This window comes from Pseudomonas sp. 14A (assembly GCF_018132745.1).
Lineage (GTDB): Bacteria > Pseudomonadota > Gammaproteobacteria > Pseudomonadales > Pseudomonadaceae > Aquipseudomonas > Aquipseudomonas mercuritolerans.
Genome location: NZ_JAGRQJ010000009.1, coordinates 439,113 through 460,005, shown reverse-complemented (window position 1 = coordinate 460,005; position 20,893 = coordinate 439,113). Strand labels below are relative to the sequence as shown.

Genomic DNA, 20,893 nt, shown 5'->3' with positions numbered 1-20,893 from the left:
ACATTCAACTGTCGCTTCTTAAGCAGCCGGTCAATCTCCCTTTTGCTCCTCGGTCGTGTGCCGCTAGTTGTCCCTGATACTTCAAAGCCTCAATCAAAAACCCCAGCGCTCGACGAAACACAGGATCGCAATCGTCATACGGCAGGTGATCGAGCGAAGCCCAGAAAAACTCGAAAACATGGCCATGATCATCCAGTGTCTGGTGAGACCATCGCTCTGACAGTGGCTCACGCACCTCGCAACGTTGGAACGACCAGACTTGCCCGTGGTGGCCAGACTCCCAGCTGCCTAAATCTTCACAGATTGTCGCATTGTGGATACCGGACTCTTCCGCCAGTTCTCGCAAAGCGGCCTCGGCGGGTGTTTCTCCGCGCTCAATGGTTCCTTTTACTAACTGCACGCCAGCCTGTGGATGTCGAAACAACAGGATTCGCGGGCGCTGTGCGAAACAAAGCACAACAGGACAGGCCTTGTCAGGATGCATAAAGATTTCCTTATCGGTTTAAACGATCAATCGGGGCGGCATCAACCCTGCGTTACGAGCGTCAACTTCGGCCAGATCTCGAGCCATCTCTTCGACTGCAGGCGCTCCAGAAACACCACGTATTTATCACTTTCAAATCGGGCGGTTGGCCGCACTTTCAGCGCAAACAAATCCTCCAGCCCCAACGGCGCCGAAACCTCTATCGCACCGTGCCGATCAAGCCTGACACCTACTGCCGTAGCAGTTTCCGGCCAGAACGTCATTGAATCCGCAGCCGCCCCATAAGGCGCATCGGCGTTCCGCTGGTGCATGCGTGCCTGGTTTTTCACCGACCACTTCAAGTCACTGCACAGTGCTGCAAGCTCGACCTCCACGGCCAGGTCTGTTTGCGCACTGGCACATGCTGTGTCAAACCATACGACATCAATGTCCTCGGGCAACGGCGAAGGTTGGCGCTGATGCAGATGATCCCAAACCAGGCTGCGCACAAAACCTGCGGCAACCCAGCAGTCCGGCAAGTTGAGATGCCTGACTATTCGCAAGATGTGCATGCGGACGGGATCTTCAGCAATCAGATCCCGCAGTTGCGCTTCCTCATTCATTTATTTCAATCCAATGACCATGGTTGCGAGAGCCTATCAGTGGTCTCTGTAAGCGCTCGGTCCCTTGTGCTGAATGACGAGTGCAGGCGAACTTTTCAGGATAGGGCCAACTGCCGCCCACTTCTCAAACCTTGAACTCTTCCTTGAGCAAATCGGCAAACTTGTCTTTTGCGCGATGAGATTCAACGTGCCTGTTCCAGATAAAATAATTCCGCACAGGCTTTAAGTCATTGAAGAAGAATCCTTGAATACCGCCGAGCTGGCGGAACTGTTCAAACATGCCTCTCGGCACCAACGATATCCCGGCGCCTGAACTTACGCAGCCAAGGATGGTGCCATAACTGGCTATGCTTGTTATCGGGTTGAAAACTTTGTACCGCTCCAGCCAGGTTAACAAAGCCTTTCTGTAGGGACATCCTTCAGGCCACATGAATAAATCCACACCGCGCAGGTCCTCTGGCTGGTTTATCACCCCCGCGGACGGCGAGGCAATCACTACTAGATCCTCTTCATATATCTCCAGACTCTCGATGTCCGGATGTTCTGGCCTGACGGCAATTATTGCCCCGTCCAACGTGTAGTTGACCACTTCTGCGGATAATTGTGACCAATCGCCAGTGCTGAATTGCATTTGTACAGCCGGATAAAGTTGATGAAACCTGGATAGCACTTTGGGTAACCGGCCGGTAGCGGATGATTCTATGGCACCAATCCTGAGTTCTCCCGAAGGAGCTGACGACGGATCAAGCGCTCGTTGCGATTCTTCGCACAAAGACAGGATTTTGTTGGTATAGCCGAGAAAAAGCCGACCTGAAGGGCTGATGATCAATCCTCTGCCTTTCCTTATAAACAGGTCAACTCCAAGCTCACGTTCCAGAAGCTTGATGCGGTTGGTGATGTTGGACGGCACGCAGTGCAATCGCTCCGAGGCACGGACGATACTGCCCAGATCGGCTACTGCCTTGAACATGACCAGTTGCGAAAACTCCATGTAAGCGCTCATTAAAAATGAATGATTGAGTCAGTATAAGTCACTTGTCGCAGGCCAACAAATCGGGCTAATTTCGCCGCTGCAAGGCAAGAAAGTGCGTTAAAACCAAACATTTCATAGGTCTTTAGGGAGAAGGACACATCATGAGCTCAGCATCGCCACAGAGTCGTTTGGAACCGCTTGAACATAAATCCATGCAAGAATTTGGCGAGACATTTATCCAGGCCCTGCCCAAGCACATACGCAACTTGAAAATTCCCGGACATACCTTAGAAGAAAACCAACGGCGTCAACCGTTGCTGGCCTGCGTCGGCAACGTTGCTGAGATACAGGACGCCATGCTTGAGGTACTCAATCATTCCATCACGCAAGACGCGCAACTGGCGGCTGAAAGCGCATTCAGGGCGTTCCTCGAAAAGCCAGTAATAGACTCGTCGGTATTGAGCTTTTTCAATGGGTGGAATGAAACCCATAAAACCACCAGCCTTGTCTCGGCAAAAATCATCATGCGCCTATCGGCGGATGCGATATCGGTATCTGCCGACAGACGTGAGGGTTACCACAATGTCATGGCGCATATGCATGAAGTGGCGAAAGATGATTTCGGTCTTGGACATCAGGGCCATGACGGAATGTACAACTACATGACTGCAGCTTTTGGTGCGTCAGCCTGGGTTGAAGAACAATTCAAAATTGCTGAATGCAATGACTTCGCGGACTTCCTATACAACACCGGGGTCGCCAAGCATAAAACGGCACTAAACTCGCAGGAACACAAATCTTCAATTATGGATGCGATGATGGTTTCAATCTCATCTGAACTCTGGAACGGTCGTGAATACAATTTCATCGCTCAATATATTGAAGCAAAGCTCCTCGCGGCCAATCCGTTCTTGAGGACAAACACGCAAAACCTGCGTAACGCCAAAGGCTACGTAATGGGCCACTCAGGAGAAGTTGAGAACAAACACGGATTGCATGCCTTGGCGGCCGCGCAAGCTTACGGTCGCACGGTAGGTCTGGAGTTCAAGCCTGCGCGCCTGAAGGGCATCATGCTCAATTACAATGAAAGAGTCGGCAATGCATTCTCCGCCATGCATCGGATTATGACCTGTTGATCTCTATGGATTAACGAAGCATGCCAATGAACTCTCATAATGTGAGCTTGGAGAATGATCGGCATGTTTTGACGATATTTAAACCAAACCACGAGCGACTCATGAACCTTCCGGCTAAATGACGTTCCGCAGGGATCTATCGCATGGATGTTGAACACGCTGTTCTTGCATTGGGTTTCTTCGCGTTTTGTGGTGGCCTGATAGACGCTGCGGTCGGTGGCGGAGGCCTGGTACAGGTGCCGGCACTTCTACATGCTCTACCCCAGTACAGCCTTGCCACCATTTTCGGCACCAACAAACTGGCCGTTCTGGCAGGCAATATTTCATCAATATCGGGTTACCTGAAGCGCATAAAAATCCGCTGGAATTTAATGCTTCCGACCATGCTCGCCGCTTTTTTATTTTCTTTTCTCGGAGCTCTCTCAGTATCCCTTGTCCCTAAAAGACTGATGGAGATCGTTGTCTTTTTCATATTGATAGTCATGGCTATCTACACGTTTATGGAAAAAAAACTTGGTTTGGCAGGCAAAGACCGCCACTTCGGAACGAAAGACATTTGCCTTGGAGTTTTCTTCGGCAGCCTGATCGGTTTCTACGATGGTGTCTTCGGACCGGGCAGTGGCAGCCTGCTGCTGTTTATCTTCGTCAAGGTCTTTGGCTTTGATTTCCTCAATGCATCAGCCTCTGCAAAACTGGTCAATCTGGGGACGTTCAGCGCTGCGCTCATATTTTTTATCCCCTCCGGTAATGTCTTGTGGGCGATTGGCGGCATAGTTGCTTTATGCAATATGGCCGGTGCACTGACCGGTGTCTTCTTGGCATTACGGTATGGAAGCAGTTTCATCAGAGTTTTCTTCCTGATTCTGCTCGTATTCCTGATCGGCAGAATGGGGATCAACATTTTTTTGTAGACCCTGGTCACGTCATACCATCCGCCGCGAATCCCGCCGTACCGCCTGCGGCGGCACGCCAAAGCCGCGCATGAACACCTCGCGCATGTGCCGGCGGTCACGAAACCCGGTTTCCCTGGCGACTACATCCAGACTGTGACTGCTCTGCTCGATCAGCAAACGCGCCGCTTCCAGGCGCAGGCTCTCTATCGCCTTGGCTGGAGACTGGCCGGTTTCGGCGGTGAACACGCGGGTGAATTGCCGCGGACTCAGGTGCACCACTTCGGCCAGTTCTTCGACGCTCAGCGGGCGATTGAGGTGCTTGCGCGCGTAATCCAGCGCACTCTGAATGCGGTCGGATTTGGGCGACAGCGACAGCAATTCCGAATGCTGCGACTGGCCTCCGGACCTACGCTGATGCATCACCAGTCGATGGGCGACCGAGCGGGCGATTTCGCTGCCCAGGTCCTTCTCGACCATACCCAGCGCCATGTCGACACCAGCGGTCATGCCCGCCGATGTCCACACCGGGCCGTCGATGATGAAGATTCGGTCGTCCTCGACATTCACCGACGGATGCATCCTGCGCAGCGCCGGGGCGAACGCCCAGTGCGTGGTCACGCGGCGGTTATCCAGCACACCGGCCTGCGCCAGTAAGAACGAGCCGGTGCAGATGCCGGCCACGCGGCGTGCGCCGTCGGCGAGCCCGCGCACGCTTTGCAGCACGTCAGCATCGGGCGACGTCAGCGGAGTCAGCGTGCCAGCCACCAGCCAACTGTCGGCCAGCCCCGCCTGCGTCAGTGGCAACGTATCGACGTGCAAGCCCAGCGAGGAGCTGACGATGCCGCCGGCCTGGGAAAAGTTCTGCACCTTGTACACGGCTTTGCCGGTAACGATGTTGGCGAACTCGAACACCGACTGGGTCGCCAGCGCCATGACCTGAAAACCTTCCGTGAGCAGATAGCCGACTCGATGCATGGTCGCGCTCCGGTTGTTGAATGTCCTGAAACACTACCACATACGTCATTCAGGTCGGAGCAGGTTTTCTCCATCATGGCCCACATACCAATCAATCCACTTGCGGGACGCAGCTCATGAAACTTGAAGCCAACACGATCTTCATCACCGGCGGCACTTCCGGCATCGGCCGCGCACTGGCCGAGGCCCTGCATCAGCGCGGCAACAAGGTCATCATCGCTGGTCGTCGCCAGACCCTGCTGGCAGAGATTGCCCAAGCGAATCCGGGCATCGACACCGTGCAGCTGGACATCAACGATGCGCAGCAGATCAAGGACGTCGCCGCCGAAGTTATCCGCCGCCATCCGTCGTTGAACGTAATCATCAACAACGCCGGAATCATGCCCTTCGACAACGCGGGTTCCGGCGACTACGACGATGAGCAGGCAGTAGGTCTGTTGCAGACCAACCTGCTCGGCCCGGTGCGCGTCAGCGCGGCGTTCGTCGAACACCTCAAGCGCCAGTCCGAGGCCTACATCATCAACAACAGCTCGGTGCTGGCCTACCTGCCGCTGGCGACCACGGCGCTGTATTCGGCGACCAAAGCGGCGATCCATTCCTACTCGCTGTCGCAACGTTTCATGCTGCGCGACACCAGCGTCAAGGTCCTGGAAATCGCGCCACCTTGGGTCGATACCGATCTGATTCACAAGAGCGGCGACGAGCGCGCCATGCCGCTGGGCGAGTTTATCGAGGAAACCCTGATCAAGCTGGAAACCGCCACTACCGAAGTGCTGGTTGACCGAGTCTTGCCGCTGCGAGCCAACCAGGGCGCGAACGAGCACGGGTTGATCGAGCAGTTCAACCTGTCGCTGCTGGAAAATCCAATTCCGGTGGCCTGAACTCACCGACAGAAACACCCGGGCTCAATGCCCGGGCAGCCTGGCTGTTGATCATGTTCATTCACAACGCGGCAAGCCAAACACCACCCGCGCCCCGCTCGGCTCATTGCGCTCGGCCCACAATTTGCCGCCGTGTCCTTCAATGATCGTGCGGCAAATCGACAGGCCCATGCCCAGCCCGGTGGATTTGGTCGTGTAGAACGCCGTGAACACTTGCTCCGCCCGCTCGCAGGCAAAGCCCGGCCCTGAATCGCTGACACTGATGTGCACGTTATCACCCAGCGCCTCACTGCGAATCAGCAGACGTCGCTGCCCCTCTGCCATGATCGTCATGGCTTCGAGGCTGTTGATGATCAGGTTAAGCAGCACCTGTTGCAGTTCGACCCGGTCCGCCACTACGAAAGGCAAATCTGCCGCCAGCTCAACGCTGACTTCGGCGCCGTGCTTGAGCGCTTCGCCACGGCTGAAACCGACCATTTCTTCAATCAGCAGATTGAGGCTGACAGGCTGACGCTGCGGTGGCGTTTTGTGAATCAGCGCGCGGATGCGCCCGAGTACGTCGGCGGCGCGGTTGCCGTCGAGAATGATATGCCGCAGGCCCTGCTCGACTTCGTTGATATTTGGTGGCTTTGCACCGAGCCAGCGCAACGCGGCATTGGCATGGGTCACCGTGGCGGCGATCGGCTGATTGACTTCGTGGGCAATCGATGCGGCCAACTGGCCCATGGTTGCCACACGATTGGCGTGGGCCAGTTCCGTTTGCACCTGACGATAACGACGCTCGCCTTCGCGCACTTGCTCTTCAGCCAGCTTGCGTTCGCTGATATCCAGCACAAAGGCAAGGCCCTGTTGCTGACTCGCTTCGAAGGCGGCCAGACCGACAATCACCGGCAGCCGACTGCCGTCCTTGCGGATGTACTCCTTTTCGGATGGCTGGGCCCGGCCGGTGTGGATCGCCGTTGCCAGTGCAATATCGCTGTTAGCGCGCATCGCCGGCGGGGTCATGTCACGCCAATGGACATTGCCCGAAAGCAACTCATCACGGGTGTAACCGACCATGCGCAGGAACGCGTCGTTGGCCTCGATGATTTCCCCTTCCACGCCCCAGACGATGATGCCGATGATGTTGGCGTCGACCAGCCGACGGATCTTCGCTTCTCGCTCGGCGAGGTCGCGGTACAGGCGCGCGTTGTCCAGCGAGATCGCTGCCTGCGACGCCACCAGGCGCAACACGGCGAGACGCGTCGGGCTGAACACCCCGGCGGACAGGTTGTTTTCCAGATACAGCGCCCCGGCGACCCGCGCTTGATTCATCAATGCCAGGCAAAGGATCGAGCGCGCGCCTCGTTGCTGAACGTATGGATCAGCGGCGAACAGCGGATCGGCAACCGCGTCGTCCAGGCACAGGTTTTCGCCGGTGCGCAGCGTCTGGTAGAGCACCGACTCTGCCAGCGCCACCGTGTGCAGCGGCGCGTTGCACAACTGCGTGGCACCGTCGCCGATACGGGTTCGCGCAGCGACATAGGGAACGTCGGCGTTCAACAAAATAAGCAGGCCATGCTCGGCCCCGGCCTGTTCGATCGCGGTGCGCATCACCGTTTCGATCAAACGGTCCAGGACGATCTCGCCGGAGACTGCTTGAGAGACCTTGAGCACCGTTGCCAGGTCGAGATGTTCAACTGGCGTAATGAGCGTGGTGACCGGATTCGGTTGCGCCTCTTCGGCACGCAGAAAACGATGACGTCGCTCCAGCTCCCGCACCTTGCCAGCAGCCCCCCAACGCAGATAGGCATAACGTGCGTCGCGCAGGTAGACGCGGGATATCCTGGCCAGACCGCGAGCGCTGTAGAACCGTGCGGCCAGTTCGTTGGCCAGCGCTTCGATATGGAGCAAACCATTGTCCTGAGCCAATTGAATGGCTTGCTCGTACTGCAATTCGGCTTCGAGCAACTGCCCGGTGACGCGCGCCATTTCCGCGCCGACCAGCGCCACCTGACTGGCGAAGGTCTCTGCACACAAGCGCGCCCACGTCTGCAACTGTTCATGATGTTGACCCAGACGCTGCAAAGCTCCGGCGTCAGTTTCGCCGTGGGCCGCCAAGGTCAACGCCGCGTAGAAATGGTATTCGGCCTCCTCGAAAAACGCCGAAACCACCCACAAAAGTCCCTGCGCCTTGGCCGCGCACTCAGCGGCCGCCGCGTAATCCCCGGCCAGATAGCGCGCCTGCAACTTGCGTACCCAGTACTTGCCGCGCGCCAGCGCCAGATCCGCCGAACCGGCCAGATGTGCCTCGACAGCTGTTTCATCGAACCCCTCATCGTCGAAACAGCCGAACGTCGGCGTCTGCCCGCGCAGCATGCGGATCAGCGTCAACTGGCAGCGCATGAAATCCGCCACCAGACCGAAACCGACCTTTTGTGCATAGACCAGCCCTGATTCCGCTTGCGCCTGCACCTCGGCCAGCGGCTCGCCGATGAATAACAGATCGGAAATCAGGCTGTTTCCAGCGAACGCCGCATACGGCAGATCGCCGCTGCGATGGGCCGCGTTGAGCGCACGGCGCAACAGTTCGCGGCACTCGCGCACTGGCCGCATCCAGCGCACCACGAAGATCGAGAAGCACAGCCAGGTGCTCGCCTCATAACGCGTGAGCCCGCGCCGATCAACCAGATCGCAGCCCAGACGGCCAAATCGATAACCAGCGGCATAGTCGCCAAAACGCGGCCCCGACACGCGCCCGAAGTTGGCATAGAGCAGGCAGGAGGCGTCGCAGTTGCCATATTGCAGGCTCAGGCTGATCGCTTTGCAAATGGTCAGGCTGGCGAGGTTCAGATCCGACTGCACCGCCGGCGCGAAGAGTTTGCCCAGCGCATCGAGGGTGGCCCGCGCGGCAGGATCCTCCATCAGCGGCAAGTCGATCATCTGCTCGATACTGCGCCCGCGCAGGTTGGTCCAGACCTGCTGGTATTCGTCGCGCACCTGGCTATCGTCCGGACGCGCTGGCCAATCGATGCCGACCTGACGCAGAAAGGCCAGACACACCGTCACCGCCCGGTCACTGCGATCAAGCAGCAAGTAGACATCCATCTGCAGGCACGCCACCGCCGCGCGCTCGACGGTGGTCACGGCGCGCTCGGCCAATGTCGCCAGGCGCGAGTCGGCAAGCTGCAGTTGGCCGGTGAGAAATTCGCACTCGGCACGGTTCAGCTCCAGAGCGAAACCCAGTTCATGCCGACTGTCATAACCCTGCTCGCCCAACAGTTCTGCGCCGGCGCCCAGATAGGTCAGTGCTGAGGTATAAGCGGTCGAGGCCTTCGCTCGCTGGCCGGCGAGCAGGTTGAACTCGGCCAGCTGCTCGCGCTCGGCACGCAGGCTGATCAGATGCGCACCGCGATTGAGCTGGCCGACAATCTCGAAGATCGCCTCCTCGCGCCGCTCCCCCTGGGTTTGCAGTGCCAGCAGCCGGCCGATGCGCAGGTGCATTTGCGCCCGTTCGGTTTCAGTGATCAGCGAATACGCCGCCTCATGGATGCGATCATGCACAAACCTGTAGGCACCGTCCTGACGCTCGACCAACTCCAGCCGCACCGCCGGCCACAATGCGGAGTGAGCGTGAGGCACCGGCACATCAAGGACTGTGGCCAGCGTGTCGAGACGTGCGACGTTGCCCAGGCAGGCCAGTTGTTGCAGCGCCTGGCGGGTTTCCTGGGGCAGCCGCGCCAGTTTGCCGACCATCAAATCGACGACATTGTCGGTGTAGTCCTTGCCGTTGATCAGGTGCACATCCCAACGCCAGCGCTGGCGCGCAGGCTCGTATGTCAGCAGCTTCTCCTCGGCCAGGGCGTGCAGAAACTGGATGACGAAGAACGGATTGCCAGCGGTCTTGTCCAGTACCAGCCGCGCCAGCCCGACAATGCTCGCCGGCGGGCAGCGCAGTGATTCGCTGATCAGTTGTTCGATGTGCGCGCCAGCCAGTGGAGCCAGACGAATTTCGTCAATGTGTACGCCGGCGTGACGCAGGGTCTTGAGTGTGCGGCTGAGTGGGTGATCGCCATCTACCTCGTTGTCGCGATAAGCACCGACCAGCAGCAGATGAGGAGTCTCTGCGCGACTGAGCAAATCTTCGAGCAGATCAAGGGTGGCCGCGTCGAGCCATTGCAGGTCGTCAAGAAACAGCGCCAACGGATGCTCGGCCTGAGCGAACACGCCGATAAAACGCTGCAAGACCTGAAGGAACCGCTGCTGCGCCTGTTGCGGCTCCAACTCAGGCACGGGCGGCGGCTCGCCGATGATCAGCTTGAGTTCGGGGATCAGATCGGTGATCAACCGCGCATTCGCTTCCAGTGCCCGCAACAGTGCTTCGCGCCAGCCCGCCAGTACGTCGGTGCGCTTGCCCAACAGCGTCCGCACCAGCCCCTGAAATGCTTGAACCAGGGTCGAATAAGGCACGTCGCGCTGGTACTGGTCGAACTTGCCGGCGGCGAACAAGCCACGCGACGGCACCAGCACCTTGTGCAGTTCACTGACCACCGACGATTTGCCGATGCCGGAATAGCCGGATACCAGCACCAGTGTCGGCGCGCCTGTCTGCACCACATTGGCGAAGGCATCGATCAACGTTTGCACTTCGTGTTCGCGGCCGTAGAGTTTTTCCGGAATCAGCAAGCGCTCGCAGGCGCCCTGCTCGTTCAACGTGAACGTCTCGATCTGCCGCATACGGCGCCAGTCATCGAGGCAACGGCGCAAGTCATGCTCGACACCGGCTGCGCTCTGATAGCGTTCCTCGGCCGTTTTCGCCAGCAGTTTCATGACCAGTCGCGAGAACATCGGCGGCACCGTCGCCACCCGTTCACACACGGGCATTGGCAGCCGCGCGATATGGCAATGCACCCACTCCGTCGGGTCATTTGCACTGAACGGCAGCGAGCCGGTGAGCATCTGGTAAAGCGTCACGCCAAAGGCATACAGATCACTACGCGAATCGATCGAACGATTCATCCGCCCGGTTTGTTCCGGCGCCATGTAAGCCAGCGTCCCGGCGATAGATTCCGGTGGCGTGGGCGCTTGCCGCTCCCGTGGCAAACGCGTGGCCAGGCCGAAGCCGGTCAGCCGCGCCTGCCCATCATGGCAATGGACAAAGACATGCTGCGGTCTCAGGTCTTTGTGCACCAGGCCACGCTGATGCATATGGCCCAGTGCCTTGGCGATGTTCGTGGCCAATTCCAGGCAGGTTTCGATATCCAGCGGGGCGACCAGCAACCGCGACAACGGCTCGCCGCCCGGATCGTCGAACAGCAGACGAACTCGGGTGCCCGTACGCTCCAAAGCTGTCGGCTGCAACGCCCAGGCAGGATTGAGGTCGTCCCTGAGGCTGTATTCATGCGCAAGACGCTCCAGGGTGCTCGGCAATGGCTGGCCCAGCGCCGGACGCACCGCCAGTAAGCTGCCATCATTCGAACCGCGCTCACGGGACAGCACCCGCTCGCCGTCGTCCCACAAAATCTGTTTTCTGCTGGCCATCTGCGTCGACACTGCTCAGGTTTTTGCCGCACGGTGAGTTGCACTTCGCCAGCGCTCAGGGGTTGCGCTGGACAGGCTCGATGCCCAGCGCTTCTGCGATACGCACCAGATCGGCCACTGAACGTGCGGCCATTTTGCGCATGACCTGGCCACGGTGGACCTTGACCGTGACCTCGCTGAGGTTGAGCTGTCCGGCAATCTGCTTGTTCATCAGCCCGGCAATGACGAAGCCGAGCACTTCGCGCTCACGTGCGGTCAGGGTTTGGTAAGCCCGACACAAAACGGCGCCGGAGTGTTCGGCTGCCAGCCGCGTACGGTCGCGAGCCAACGCATTGGCCACGGCGTCGAGCATGTCCTGATCACGGAACGGCTTGGCCAGAAAATCCACCGCGCCGGCCTTCATCGCCTTGACGCTCATGGCGATGTCGCCGTGGCCGGTCATGAACACCACGGGGATGCGCAAGCCGTTTTTTTCCATCTGTTCCTGAAACGTCAGGCCACTTTCGCCGCGCAGGCGCACGTCGAGTACCAGGCAACCGGGTACGTCACGTTGCGCTTGCGCGAGAAAATCTCCGGCGCTGTCGAAGGTTTGCACCTGCAGGCCGATCGAGCGCAGCAAGCTGTCGAGGGCCTGGCGCATCGAGGCATCGTCATCGACCACGTACACCACTGGCTCGCCCAGCACGCCGGGACTTTGCGCAGGGCTGGAATGCGACCACAAGGTCATTGTGTCTCCTCGGCGAGATCGCAGCACGCATTGGGCTGGTCAATAAATCTAGTTCAGGATGGCCACCGCATCCAGCAACCGGCCGGCCGGACGTTCAGCGATCAGGCTAACAGTCAGCGCCATTGCCGGCCGGCCAGAAACCCCTGAAAATCGGCCAGGCCGAGGCAGTCCCGCCTTTAGCGATGCAAACAGGCAGGCCCGCGATGTCCAACCATTCCTCTTTTCCATCGGCCCCGCGCGACGTGGTGTTTATCGCCTACCCACGCCTGAGCCTGCTCGATCTCAGCGGTGCGCAGACCGTGTTCTGGGCCGCGAGCAAAGCCATGGCCGAGCGCGGGCAGCCCGGTTATCAACTGCACACCGCCAGCCTCAGCGGCGGCTTGATCCAGACCGTCGAAGGGCTGGCCATCGACACCCAAGCGCTAACCACGCTCGACACCGCCGCGCTGGACACGCTGGTCGTGCCCGGCGCCCCTGACATCTGCCAGACCCTTGAGGAGCACCGCGAACTGAGCGACTGGCTGCAGGACCATGCTCACCTCGCCCGCCGCGTGGTCTCGGTGTGCAGTGGTGCGTTTCTGCTGGCTCAGGCCGGATTGCTCGACGCCCGCCGCGCTGCCACTCACTGGGCGATGTGCGACGCTTTGCGCGATCGCTTTCCAGCGGTCGAGGTAGATGCCGACGCGATCTTCATTCAGCAAGGCAAGGTCTGGACCTCGGCCGGAGTCACCGCCGGGATCGATCTGGCGCTGGCGCTCGTCGAGGCCGATTACGGCCGTGAAGTGACGTTGCAAGTCGCGCGGGAATTGGTGGTGTACATCAAACGCCCCGGCGGCCAGGCGCAATACAGCACGCTGCTGCAATCGCAGGCGCAGGACGCTGCGATGTTCGATGATCTGCACCTTTGGCTCATGGAGCGCCTCGGCGATCCGAATCTGACGGTGGAGCGCCTCGCCGAGCAAGCCGCAATGAGCCTGCGCAACTTCACGCGGGTCTATAAAGCGCGCACCGGGCGCACACCGTCGAAAGCGCTCGAGCTGTTCCGACTCGAAGCGGCCAAACGCCTACTGGAAAACTCCCCGCACAAAATCGAACGAATCGCCCGCATCTGCGGCTTCAACGATGAAGAACGCCTGCGCGCCTGCTTCCAGCGCCACCTGTCGATCTCCCCGCGCGACTACCGCAGTCGCTTCAGCCGCAATGGCTGAACCGCTATACCTACGTATAGTTTTGCCCGCTGGCCATCAGCGTATGGTGCAAGAACGACAGGAGTCACCAAGCTCGGCCGCCCGGCCCGGGAGCGTTATGTACAAGACGCATGTCATTGCGGTAGTGGACGACGACGAGGCAATGCGCACATCGCTGAGCAGCCTGCTGCGAGCGTCGGGGTATCAGGTGTTCTGCTATGCGGCGCCAGCGGACTACCTTGACTCGGACGGGCCGGCGCAGACTGATTGTCTGATTTCCGATATGCAGATGCCGGGCATGAGTGGTTTGCAGATGCTGGATGCACTGCGGGCGCAAGGCTGGAGGATGCCGGTGATTTTCGTGTCGGCGCATCACGGAGATTTGCCTTGCGACAAGTCCCGAGCGACTGATGTCGTTGCCTGCCTGCGTAAACCCTTTGCGGCGGACGAGTTAGTTGCCTGGGTTGAGGTTGCACTGCGTAGATCCGGAAATACTTGATGAGGCCGTCAGCGGATTGAATTGCGTGTCGCCTGGATTTATCCCATTGACCCACCACAACCCTATGCAGGAGTGAGCCTGCTCGCGATTGCCCAAGCCGCAGCACCGTTTTCATCAAGCCCAACGCAAAGGTGTGTTCAATGATTCACCCCAAAAAACATGACATTGCAAAGGAATCAGTTGTTAGCGCGAACGTGCGGGATGATCGACAAATTGGATATGCTTTTCTTGAATAACGCTTCGAATGAAAACGACTTAAAAACTAGTAGTTATTACAGTTCCAGAGTTACCGGTTCTTCACCATACTCAAAAACAGCCACGCTGCAATTCGAACGGAGTCGACCTCATGCCTAATCCAGATCTTTTGCCGAGCCTACTTTTTAAAATCAACGAAAACCAGTTAGCGCTAGAAGCGGCGATACTGGAGCTTTCAAAATGGGTAGAGCAACGCGGTAGTGCAGAAGTAGCTAATAACGTTAGGGATGTATTGGACACGTGTGATAGGAATGAAGGGTTTATCAAAATAACTCTGGCCTTACTGATGGCACCCGATTGATGGTTCCAATACGAATATCAATGGCATCGGTAAGGCTCGGTGACGTTCAGCATCAAGGCCCTTACCGAGTTGCCAATTTCCAAGCACGCTCCCCATGGCTGCATCCGAAATGCAAGTTCAGGACCTCCATCCTCACGGTCGAAATTAAGCAACAAACCCTCCACCAATTCGAAGACGCCATCGGGGATCTAACCCGCACGCGCATTGATATGATGGGCCGCGATGCGGACGGCAACATCTCCTGCGTCGAATGCAAATCTTCGGAAACAGCGCCACTGACGCGCAATCAGAAATTGGGCTTTCCAGAAATAGAAAAGACCGGCGCAACCGTCGTCGGCAAAGGTAAACCCGGCTTCACCGGAGGCACCCGAATCCCACCTACCAGAGTCGACATCATTCGACCTGACCCGACCCTCTGAGGGAGCAGACATGTCCATCACCGAAACAAAAGTCGTCGACATCATCGCAGTGCCCGAGTGGGAACCCGACAATGTCGTACTCGTCATCACTGATCACTTGGAATGGGGCGACAAAGCCCAACAGGGTGAACACCTGTTGTTGCTACAGGAGAAGATCAATACCTACATCGCCTTCATCGAGAGCGGCGAACTGCTGGAAAGCTATCCGCCAGCCAAGGGCAAGAATCCGAAAATTCGCATCAATGGTTTATATGAGCTACCTGAGCAAGGTGAAACCTTTGTCGACCGCGTGACCGAGGTACTCAAAGGCGTAGGCATCGGAATGGAATTTGTGCTTAAGGACGACTTTGCTGTTCGACACTAGGCGTGTGAGCTAGTAGAGCTAAAGCAAAGCAAAGGGCGGCAAGCCACAGAGCTGTAGCTCGGTTCCCTCAGAGGGATTGAACAAACCGGCTGGAGGCCAAGGATCCGCAGTGTCCTTAACAGACCCGAACATTATCGATATGTGGGGAATCCCCAAATCGGACAGTGGCGCCATCATCCTGGGCATCGCTGACCACCTAGAATGGGGCAATAAGACCCTACAAGCCGAGCACCTGCTCGCGCTACAACGGAAGATAAACGGCTACATCGCTTTCATCGAAAGCGGTGAGATCTATAACAAGATTCCCGCTGCACTCGGCAAGTCACTTGTAATCCGTACGGCGCAACGGCCTTGAGATCGGCCTAAACAGATTCGGGTCTCCGATATTTTGAAAAGGTGAGATGAGCAGGCACGTACAGCGCATAAACACGACTTGGCAAGCACGTTTAAATTACACCGATTTCTCCTCCAAAAAGCCTACAACGCCTTGCGCCGCTGCCTACGGGTACTTCAGAATCCGCCGGCTTGTGCGTCTAGGCTGCGGGTCCTATCGTTTGTCGGTCACTGAAATAGGTGATCGGGTTTGGTAGCCCGCAGTGTTAGATATACAAATCTGCCGTCGAGATTTCTGTCTCGGATTTGCGGTGGCCATGTATAGGGCGTCCTAGGGCGCGCCGGATCCTAACACCCGGTCTACCAACCTGTGCATGGCCGCCACCCTTCGTTTGGTAGCGAAAGGGTGAAGCCTCCCTTAAATGTGTTAGGAGCTTCATCAATGTTCAAAGTAACCCCAAACCCGCCGGAAGCCGATTCAATCCCGTACGACCCTGCTCTGGAACCTCAGCGGATAAAAGATGCGGCCGCTCGCGCCATCAACTTTTACCTCGACCCTCAGACGCTCAAAACCACCATTCCCAAGCGCCAGCCAGGCAGGATCTTTCTCATTGACCCGACGGTGGATAAGGAAACGCTGCTCGTCGAAGCCTCTGAATCGCTGACAGCCGCCAATGACATGGCCCGCGAAATCGGCGGCGTGATTGATCACCCACAGCGTCGATCGCTGCTGATGTTGCAACAGGTGATCATGTTGAGTGAGCTGATCGTCAATCGCGTGCTCGACAGCCGACGCGTGTCGAACTAGCTGGCAACCCAGGCACGAGGGGGCATGCTCCCTCACTGCCAGCGGACGCGCCACTGCTGTGGCGCGGCATCCTCTTATCCAGACGCTCAAGCCGCTCTCATCGGAGTTTCAGCTGATGTCACAGACACCGCCCCATCCGCCGGTCACCGACCCGGTATCGCCTTACGAATCCTTCCATTCAAAAAAACTTCATGACGCCGCCGAGCGCGCGCTCGACCATTACCTCGCGCCGGCCAAGGTCAACGCCACGCCTTACAGTCCCAACACGCTGTTTATGGTCAACCCGGAATCCGACACCGAATCCTTGCTGGTCAATGCGTGCGAATCCCTGGCGTCCGCCACGGTGATGCTCGGTGATTTCGCCGGGATGCTGGAAGGCTCACGGCGCAATACGCTGTTAGGCATTGCACAGGTGGTCATGCTGGGGGAATTGGCCGTCAACAAAGCGTTGGATAACGTAGTGCCCACCGACTGAACAACGGCATCGGCCGTGCAGGCGTGCTGGCGCCCTGCGCGGCGATGTTCGTTTCGAACAACACCTCGCCCGGTATTCCCACCTCGCCCCCCCATACCTTCGTATACCCCTCTTCCACCCATGCGTACCCCACGCACACCGATGGACAACTGCGCCCGCATCCTCCCCGCCCTAGCATGACTCTCGACGGCGAACGATTGAGCGCCAGGTAGTACGGCAAGCAGTTGCGGCGGCCACTGATCGTCACGCCAGAGTCCGCGCCGGGCTCGGGTGTCATCCATCCATCAGCGTCAGGGAGCACATTATGAAACAGCAATTATTGGTGATCGGTGCAGGGTTCGGCGGGCTGTGGAGCGCGCTGAGCGCTGCGCGTTTGCTGGATATGCATGCCCGTCAGGATGTCGAGATCACGCTGCTCGCCCCGCAAGCCGAATTGCGTATTCGCCCGCGCTTCTACGAGCCGGACGTGCACAGCATGTACGCGCCGCTCGACGCGCTGTTCGATGCGGTGGGTGTGCGCTTCGTCAAAGGCACCGCTGAAAGCATCGACGCCCGGGCGCGCCGAGTCGGTTACCGCGACGAGGCCGGGCGTCCGGGTGAACTGGCCTACGATCGGCTGGTTCTCGCCAGCGGCAGCCAGCTCGCTCGGCCTCCGGTGCCTGGCCTCAAGGAGCATGCGTTCGATGTCGATCAGATCGAATCCTCGGCGCGTCTGGAACGCCATCTCATCGCCCTCGGCAACCAACCGCCCAGTGTTGCGCGCAACACCGTGGTGGTCGCCGGTGGCGGTTTCACCGGGATTGAAACTGCGACGGAAATGCCGGCGCGCCTGCGTGCGATCATCGGTGAGGATCAAGACCTGCGCGTGATCATTGTCGATCGCAGCAAGGACATCGCCGCGACCATGGGTGATGGCATTCGCCCGTCGATCATCGAGGCGTCCAATGACCTGGGTATCGAATGGATCGTCGATGCCAGCGTTGCCGCTGTGGATGCCAATGGCGTCACCCTCGCCGATGGCCGCCACATCGAAAGCCACACCGTGATCTGGACCGTAGGTTTCCGCGCCAGCCCGCTCACCGAACAACTCGACGCCGAACGCGATGGCCAGGGCCGCCTGCACGTCGATGGCAACCTCAAGGTGCAAGGCATCGATCACGTCTTTGCCGCTGGTGATGTCGCTCGCGCCGCCACAGACGACCTCGGCAACTATGCCGCGATGTCTTGCCAGCACGCGATCAGCTTGGGTCGCTACGCCGGCAACAACGCCGCCGCCGATCTCCTCGGCGTCGCTCCGACAATGTATCGCCAGCCCAAGTACGTGACTTGCCTGGATCTGGGCGCCTGGGGCGCGGTGTACACGGAAGGCTGGGATCGTCAGCTGAAACTGGTGAAGGCCGAAGCCAAAGAGCTGAAGACGCAGATCAACACGGTGTGGATCTACCCGCCCGCCGCCGATCGTCGCGCTGCCCTCGCGGCCGCCGATCCGCTGATCCCTGTAGCCTGATTTCACCCTCCGCTTTAGCCCTGAAAACAAGGAGAACACCATGACCCTGCATCTGGATTCCTTCACCGCCAACCGCGCGGTGGCCCTGCAAACCCAAAGCGAAGAACTGGTGCCGTCGCGCTACGCCCTGCGCCTGGGCGACATTGACGTGATGGTGATCAGCGACGGCGTGTTGCCGTTGCCGACCCAGACCATGTCAACCAATGCCGACCCCGCCGACCGTGCCGCCTGGTTCAAGGAAATGTATCTGGGCCCTGACGCCTTTGACTGGGCGCTCAACGTGCTGGTGGTGCGTAGCGGCGAACAAGTCATCCTCGTCGACGCCGGCCTCGGTGGCCAATTCCCCGGTTTCCCGCGTGCCGGGCAGTTCCCCAAGCGCCTGGCCGCTGCCGGGGTGGATCTCGCCGACATCACTGATATCGTCATCACGCACATGCACATGGACCATATCGGCGGCCTGCTGGTCGACTCGGTGAAGAGCCGTCTGCGTCAAGACGTACGCATCCACGTCACCGCTGCCGAAGTGAATTTCTGGTCCACGCCAGACTTCACCAGCACCGACATGCCCGCACCAGTACCAGACGTCCTGCGCAGCACCGCCAACGCGTTCATCGACCACTATGAAAGCAAATTGCACATCTTCGAAGACGAATGCCAGGTTGCACCTGGCGTAGTTGCAAAACTCACCGGTGGTCATACGCCAGGGCACTGCGTGGTCTACGTCAACTCCGGTGGCGAGCGCCTGACCTTTGCCGGTGACGCATTGTTCCCGGTGGCGTTCGATCACCCCGACTGGCACAACGGTTTCGAACACGATCCGGCCAAATCGGTGGAAGTGCGCGTGCGCATGCTCAAGGAAGCCGCCGCCAGCGGCGAGCTGTTCGTCGCCACGCATCTGGCCTTCCCTTCGGTGGGTAGGGTCGCGATCAATGGTGCTGCTTTCCGTTGGATACCTGCGATTTGGGATTACTGATTGCGCGCCTGAAATCTTCGCCCGGCTTCTGCCGGGCGAAACCTTTTTCACCGCCATTGCTACGCAGAGCCGTGCGGGCGGTGACCATCCTTCGGTTGCTGTGTACCCTTTCCGTATCAAAAAATCTGTGCAGAGGACAGAGCGTTGGCATATCTGGATTGGGTGCAATGGCCGGCGATGCTGGTCACCGTTCTGGCCGCCTGGCTGATCGGTTCGCAACGACCGCAACGGCGCATGAGCGGTTTCGTTTGTTTCAGTCTGAGCAATTTGCTGTGGGTGATCTGGGGCGTCCATGCCGGGGCTTACGCGCTGATCGTTCTGCAGCTTTGCCTGTTCCTGATGAACCTGCGCGGTTTCATGAAGAACCGCGTTTTAGAGCGCTGAATGACGCTGATCATCCGGCCAGAAAATCCTTTGAATTTTTCTTGTCGGACAAAATCATTTACGTATGAGCGTAAGGAGGAACTCATGCGTAGCACCGATATTTTCGTCATCGAATACAAACATCACGACCAGCCAAAATCATTCGTCATCCGCGCCAAGAGTATGCGCAACGCCGACGCTTGGCATTGGGCGAGCTGTGACGCCGGTATTGCGCCGATTCCGAAACCGGGTAAACCACCGTTGAAAGTGGTTTCCAAACCCCAGGCCGAGCGCTATGGGATTACTGAGGTGAAGTGGCGCGAGACGGCAGCGCTGGACTGGACGGAGGCTTAGGCAAATCGGGTCGCCTGGCTGAGCTTGCACGTCAGCCAGGCGCCCCAGAACAGACTGCTGAAAAACCGTGTTGCATCGCCGAATCCGGCACCATGTAACAAGGCCTGCACCGCCGCCTCCGAGTGCGGCGGATCAGCGCCCTGCAAAATCTTCCCGAGTTTCGCCTGCACCTCGTCAGCGGTTGCGCCCTGCTGTCGCCAGCGCTGGCTCCAGGCTTGCAGCAGCAACGGCTGACTGGCGTAAGCGTAATGATTGCCGGCCACGATCAATGGCGCGCCGGGTTTGAGGCGGACCTGAATGGAGCGCAGTATCTGTTGCTTGGCCTCATCACCGCCCAGGTGATGGAGTACACCGATCAGGGTGGCGGCATCGAAAGATGCGTCGGCCGGCAAGTCTTCGACATGACCGAGATGCACATGGGTTCTGTTCAGCAGATCATTGGCGCGCAGATGTTCGGTCGCAGCATCGAGCATCGGCCCGGAAGGATCGACCGCAGTGAAGTGCCAATCCGGCTCCAGCGCGGCCATGGCGATGATTTCCTGCGCGGTGCCCCCCGCGCCCACCACCAGCACGTTTGCCGGACGCGACTGCCCAAGGCTGGCGGCGAGCATGCAGGCCGACAGGTCGTGACAGGCATCGTAGCCAGCGAGGGCAATGCGGCTTTGCCGGGCATATTCATTGGCGCGGGAGGTGTCGAATTTGCCGGCGGCGTCAGTGGCGGGTTGGGTCATGGCGATTCTCCTTGTCTTTGCGACACGCTACGCGGTGAGCGTGGAGAAGAAAAATCCAATGATTTCATGGGGGGCATTCCGCTGGGGAATGTGTGGATGTCATCCCGGCGAAGTAGAAGTGATGCAGAGCGTC

Annotated in this window: 21 protein-coding genes and 1 pseudogene; 15 read left to right on the top strand and 7 right to left on the bottom strand. The window is 58.7% G+C overall.

Annotated features, from left to right (window positions below; all coding sequences use genetic code 11):
* Window positions 1-4 precede the first annotated feature (4 nt).
* The 3 genes from PS14A_RS10120 to PS14A_RS10110 form a co-directional block, all read right to left on the bottom strand.
* Complete coding sequence (locus tag PS14A_RS10120) at window positions 5-484, bottom strand: NUDIX domain-containing protein (protein WP_212616061.1); 480 nt, start codon at window positions 482-484, stop codon at window positions 5-7.
* Window positions 485-525: 41 nt separating this feature from the next.
* Window positions 526-1,086: a nucleotidyltransferase family protein gene (locus tag PS14A_RS10115; protein WP_212616060.1), complete on the bottom strand. Its 561-nt coding sequence runs from the start codon at window positions 1,084-1,086 to the stop codon at window positions 526-528.
* Between the two features lie 124 nt (window positions 1,087-1,210).
* A complete protein-coding gene (locus tag PS14A_RS10110; RefSeq protein ID WP_212616059.1) occupies window positions 1,211-2,077 on the bottom strand; it encodes a LysR family transcriptional regulator in 867 nt (288 codons plus the stop codon).
* Between the two features lie 143 nt (window positions 2,078-2,220).
* On the opposite strand from PS14A_RS10110, the gene PS14A_RS10105 reads away from it, so the two are divergent.
* Both PS14A_RS10105 and PS14A_RS10100 read left to right on the top strand, forming a co-directional pair.
* Window positions 2,221-3,195: a hypothetical protein gene (locus tag PS14A_RS10105; RefSeq protein ID WP_212616058.1), complete on the top strand. Its 975-nt coding sequence runs from the start codon at window positions 2,221-2,223 to the stop codon at window positions 3,193-3,195.
* 143 nt (window positions 3,196-3,338) lie between these two features.
* On the top strand, window positions 3,339-4,106 hold the full coding sequence (locus PS14A_RS10100; protein ID WP_212616057.1) for a TSUP family transporter: 768 nt from the start codon (window positions 3,339-3,341) through the stop codon (window positions 4,104-4,106).
* Between the two features lie 12 nt (window positions 4,107-4,118).
* On the opposite strand, the gene PS14A_RS10095 is transcribed toward PS14A_RS10100, so the two are convergent.
* Window positions 4,119-5,063: a GlxA family transcriptional regulator gene (locus tag PS14A_RS10095; RefSeq protein ID WP_212616056.1), complete on the bottom strand. Its 945-nt coding sequence runs from the start codon at window positions 5,061-5,063 to the stop codon at window positions 4,119-4,121.
* 116 nt (window positions 5,064-5,179) lie between these two features.
* Between PS14A_RS10095 and PS14A_RS10090 the strand changes: the two genes are divergently transcribed.
* Window positions 5,180-5,944: an SDR family NAD(P)-dependent oxidoreductase gene (locus tag PS14A_RS10090; protein WP_137213281.1), complete on the top strand. Its 765-nt coding sequence runs from the start codon at window positions 5,180-5,182 to the stop codon at window positions 5,942-5,944.
* Window positions 5,945-6,001: 57 nt separating this feature from the next.
* On the opposite strand, the gene PS14A_RS10085 is transcribed toward PS14A_RS10090, so the two are convergent.
* Both PS14A_RS10085 and PS14A_RS10080 read right to left on the bottom strand, forming a co-directional pair.
* Entirely contained in the window at window positions 6,002-11,464 is a 5,463-nt protein-coding gene (locus PS14A_RS10085) for an ATP-binding sensor histidine kinase (RefSeq protein WP_212616055.1), read from the bottom strand.
* 55 nt (window positions 11,465-11,519) lie between these two features.
* Window positions 11,520-12,191, bottom strand: a complete 672-nt coding sequence (locus tag PS14A_RS10080) for a response regulator transcription factor (RefSeq protein ID WP_212616054.1) — start codon at window positions 12,189-12,191, stop codon at window positions 11,520-11,522.
* 203 nt (window positions 12,192-12,394) lie between these two features.
* Between PS14A_RS10080 and PS14A_RS10075 the strand changes: the two genes are divergently transcribed.
* The 12 genes and pseudogenes from PS14A_RS10075 to PS14A_RS10020 all read left to right on the top strand — a co-directional run bounded on the left by PS14A_RS10075 (window position 12,395) and on the right by PS14A_RS10020 (window position 20,029).
* Window positions 12,395-13,399, top strand: coding sequence for a GlxA family transcriptional regulator (locus PS14A_RS10075; protein WP_212616053.1), 1,005 nt, complete (start codon window positions 12,395-12,397; stop codon window positions 13,397-13,399).
* Window positions 13,400-13,496: 97 nt separating this feature from the next.
* Window positions 13,497-13,877: a response regulator gene (locus PS14A_RS10070; protein WP_137213276.1), complete on the top strand. Its 381-nt coding sequence runs from the start codon at window positions 13,497-13,499 to the stop codon at window positions 13,875-13,877.
* Window positions 13,878-14,223: 346 nt separating this feature from the next.
* The gene (locus tag PS14A_RS10065) at window positions 14,224-14,433 is read left to right on the top strand and encodes a hypothetical protein (protein ID WP_130910827.1); all 210 of its coding nucleotides are present in this window, start codon (window positions 14,224-14,226) and stop codon (window positions 14,431-14,433) included.
* 191 nt (window positions 14,434-14,624) lie between these two features.
* Window positions 14,625-14,852 (top strand): annotated as a pseudogene (locus PS14A_RS10060) (pyocin); the annotation flags it as partial.
* 10 nt (window positions 14,853-14,862) lie between these two features.
* A complete protein-coding gene (locus PS14A_RS10055; RefSeq protein WP_016774273.1) occupies window positions 14,863-15,216 on the top strand; it encodes a DUF6572 domain-containing protein in 354 nt (117 codons plus the stop codon).
* Window positions 15,217-15,325: 109 nt separating this feature from the next.
* The gene (locus tag PS14A_RS10050) at window positions 15,326-15,571 is read left to right on the top strand and encodes a DUF6572 domain-containing protein (RefSeq protein WP_241669475.1); all 246 of its coding nucleotides are present in this window, start codon (window positions 15,326-15,328) and stop codon (window positions 15,569-15,571) included.
* 420 nt (window positions 15,572-15,991) lie between these two features.
* A complete protein-coding gene (locus PS14A_RS10045) occupies window positions 15,992-16,357 on the top strand; it encodes a hypothetical protein (RefSeq protein ID WP_212616052.1) in 366 nt (121 codons plus the stop codon).
* Window positions 16,358-16,472: 115 nt separating this feature from the next.
* Window positions 16,473-16,832 carry a DUF6124 family protein gene (locus tag PS14A_RS10040; RefSeq protein WP_125926071.1) on the top strand — a complete coding sequence of 120 codons (360 nt, stop codon included), beginning with the start codon at window positions 16,473-16,475 and terminating at the stop codon, window positions 16,830-16,832.
* A 304-nt stretch (window positions 16,833-17,136) separates the two neighbouring features.
* Complete coding sequence (locus tag PS14A_RS10035; RefSeq protein ID WP_136493634.1) at window positions 17,137-18,339, top strand: NAD(P)/FAD-dependent oxidoreductase; 1,203 nt, start codon at window positions 17,137-17,139, stop codon at window positions 18,337-18,339.
* A 40-nt stretch (window positions 18,340-18,379) separates the two neighbouring features.
* The gene (locus tag PS14A_RS10030) at window positions 18,380-19,312 is read left to right on the top strand and encodes an MBL fold metallo-hydrolase (RefSeq protein WP_130912844.1); all 933 of its coding nucleotides are present in this window, start codon (window positions 18,380-18,382) and stop codon (window positions 19,310-19,312) included.
* Between the two features lie 144 nt (window positions 19,313-19,456).
* Window positions 19,457-19,696 (top strand): hypothetical protein, encoded by a 240-nt coding sequence (locus tag PS14A_RS10025; protein WP_016774268.1) that lies wholly within the window; start codon window positions 19,457-19,459, stop codon window positions 19,694-19,696.
* Between the two features lie 84 nt (window positions 19,697-19,780).
* Window positions 19,781-20,029, top strand: coding sequence for a DUF6555 family protein (locus tag PS14A_RS10020; protein WP_041480580.1), 249 nt, complete (start codon window positions 19,781-19,783; stop codon window positions 20,027-20,029).
* Here PS14A_RS10020 and PS14A_RS10015 read toward each other — a convergent pair.
* Window positions 20,026-20,760, bottom strand: coding sequence for a class I SAM-dependent methyltransferase (locus PS14A_RS10015; protein ID WP_212616051.1), 735 nt, complete (start codon window positions 20,758-20,760; stop codon window positions 20,026-20,028). The genes PS14A_RS10020 and PS14A_RS10015 overlap by 4 nt on opposite strands.
* Window positions 20,761-20,893: the final 133 nt, after the last annotated feature.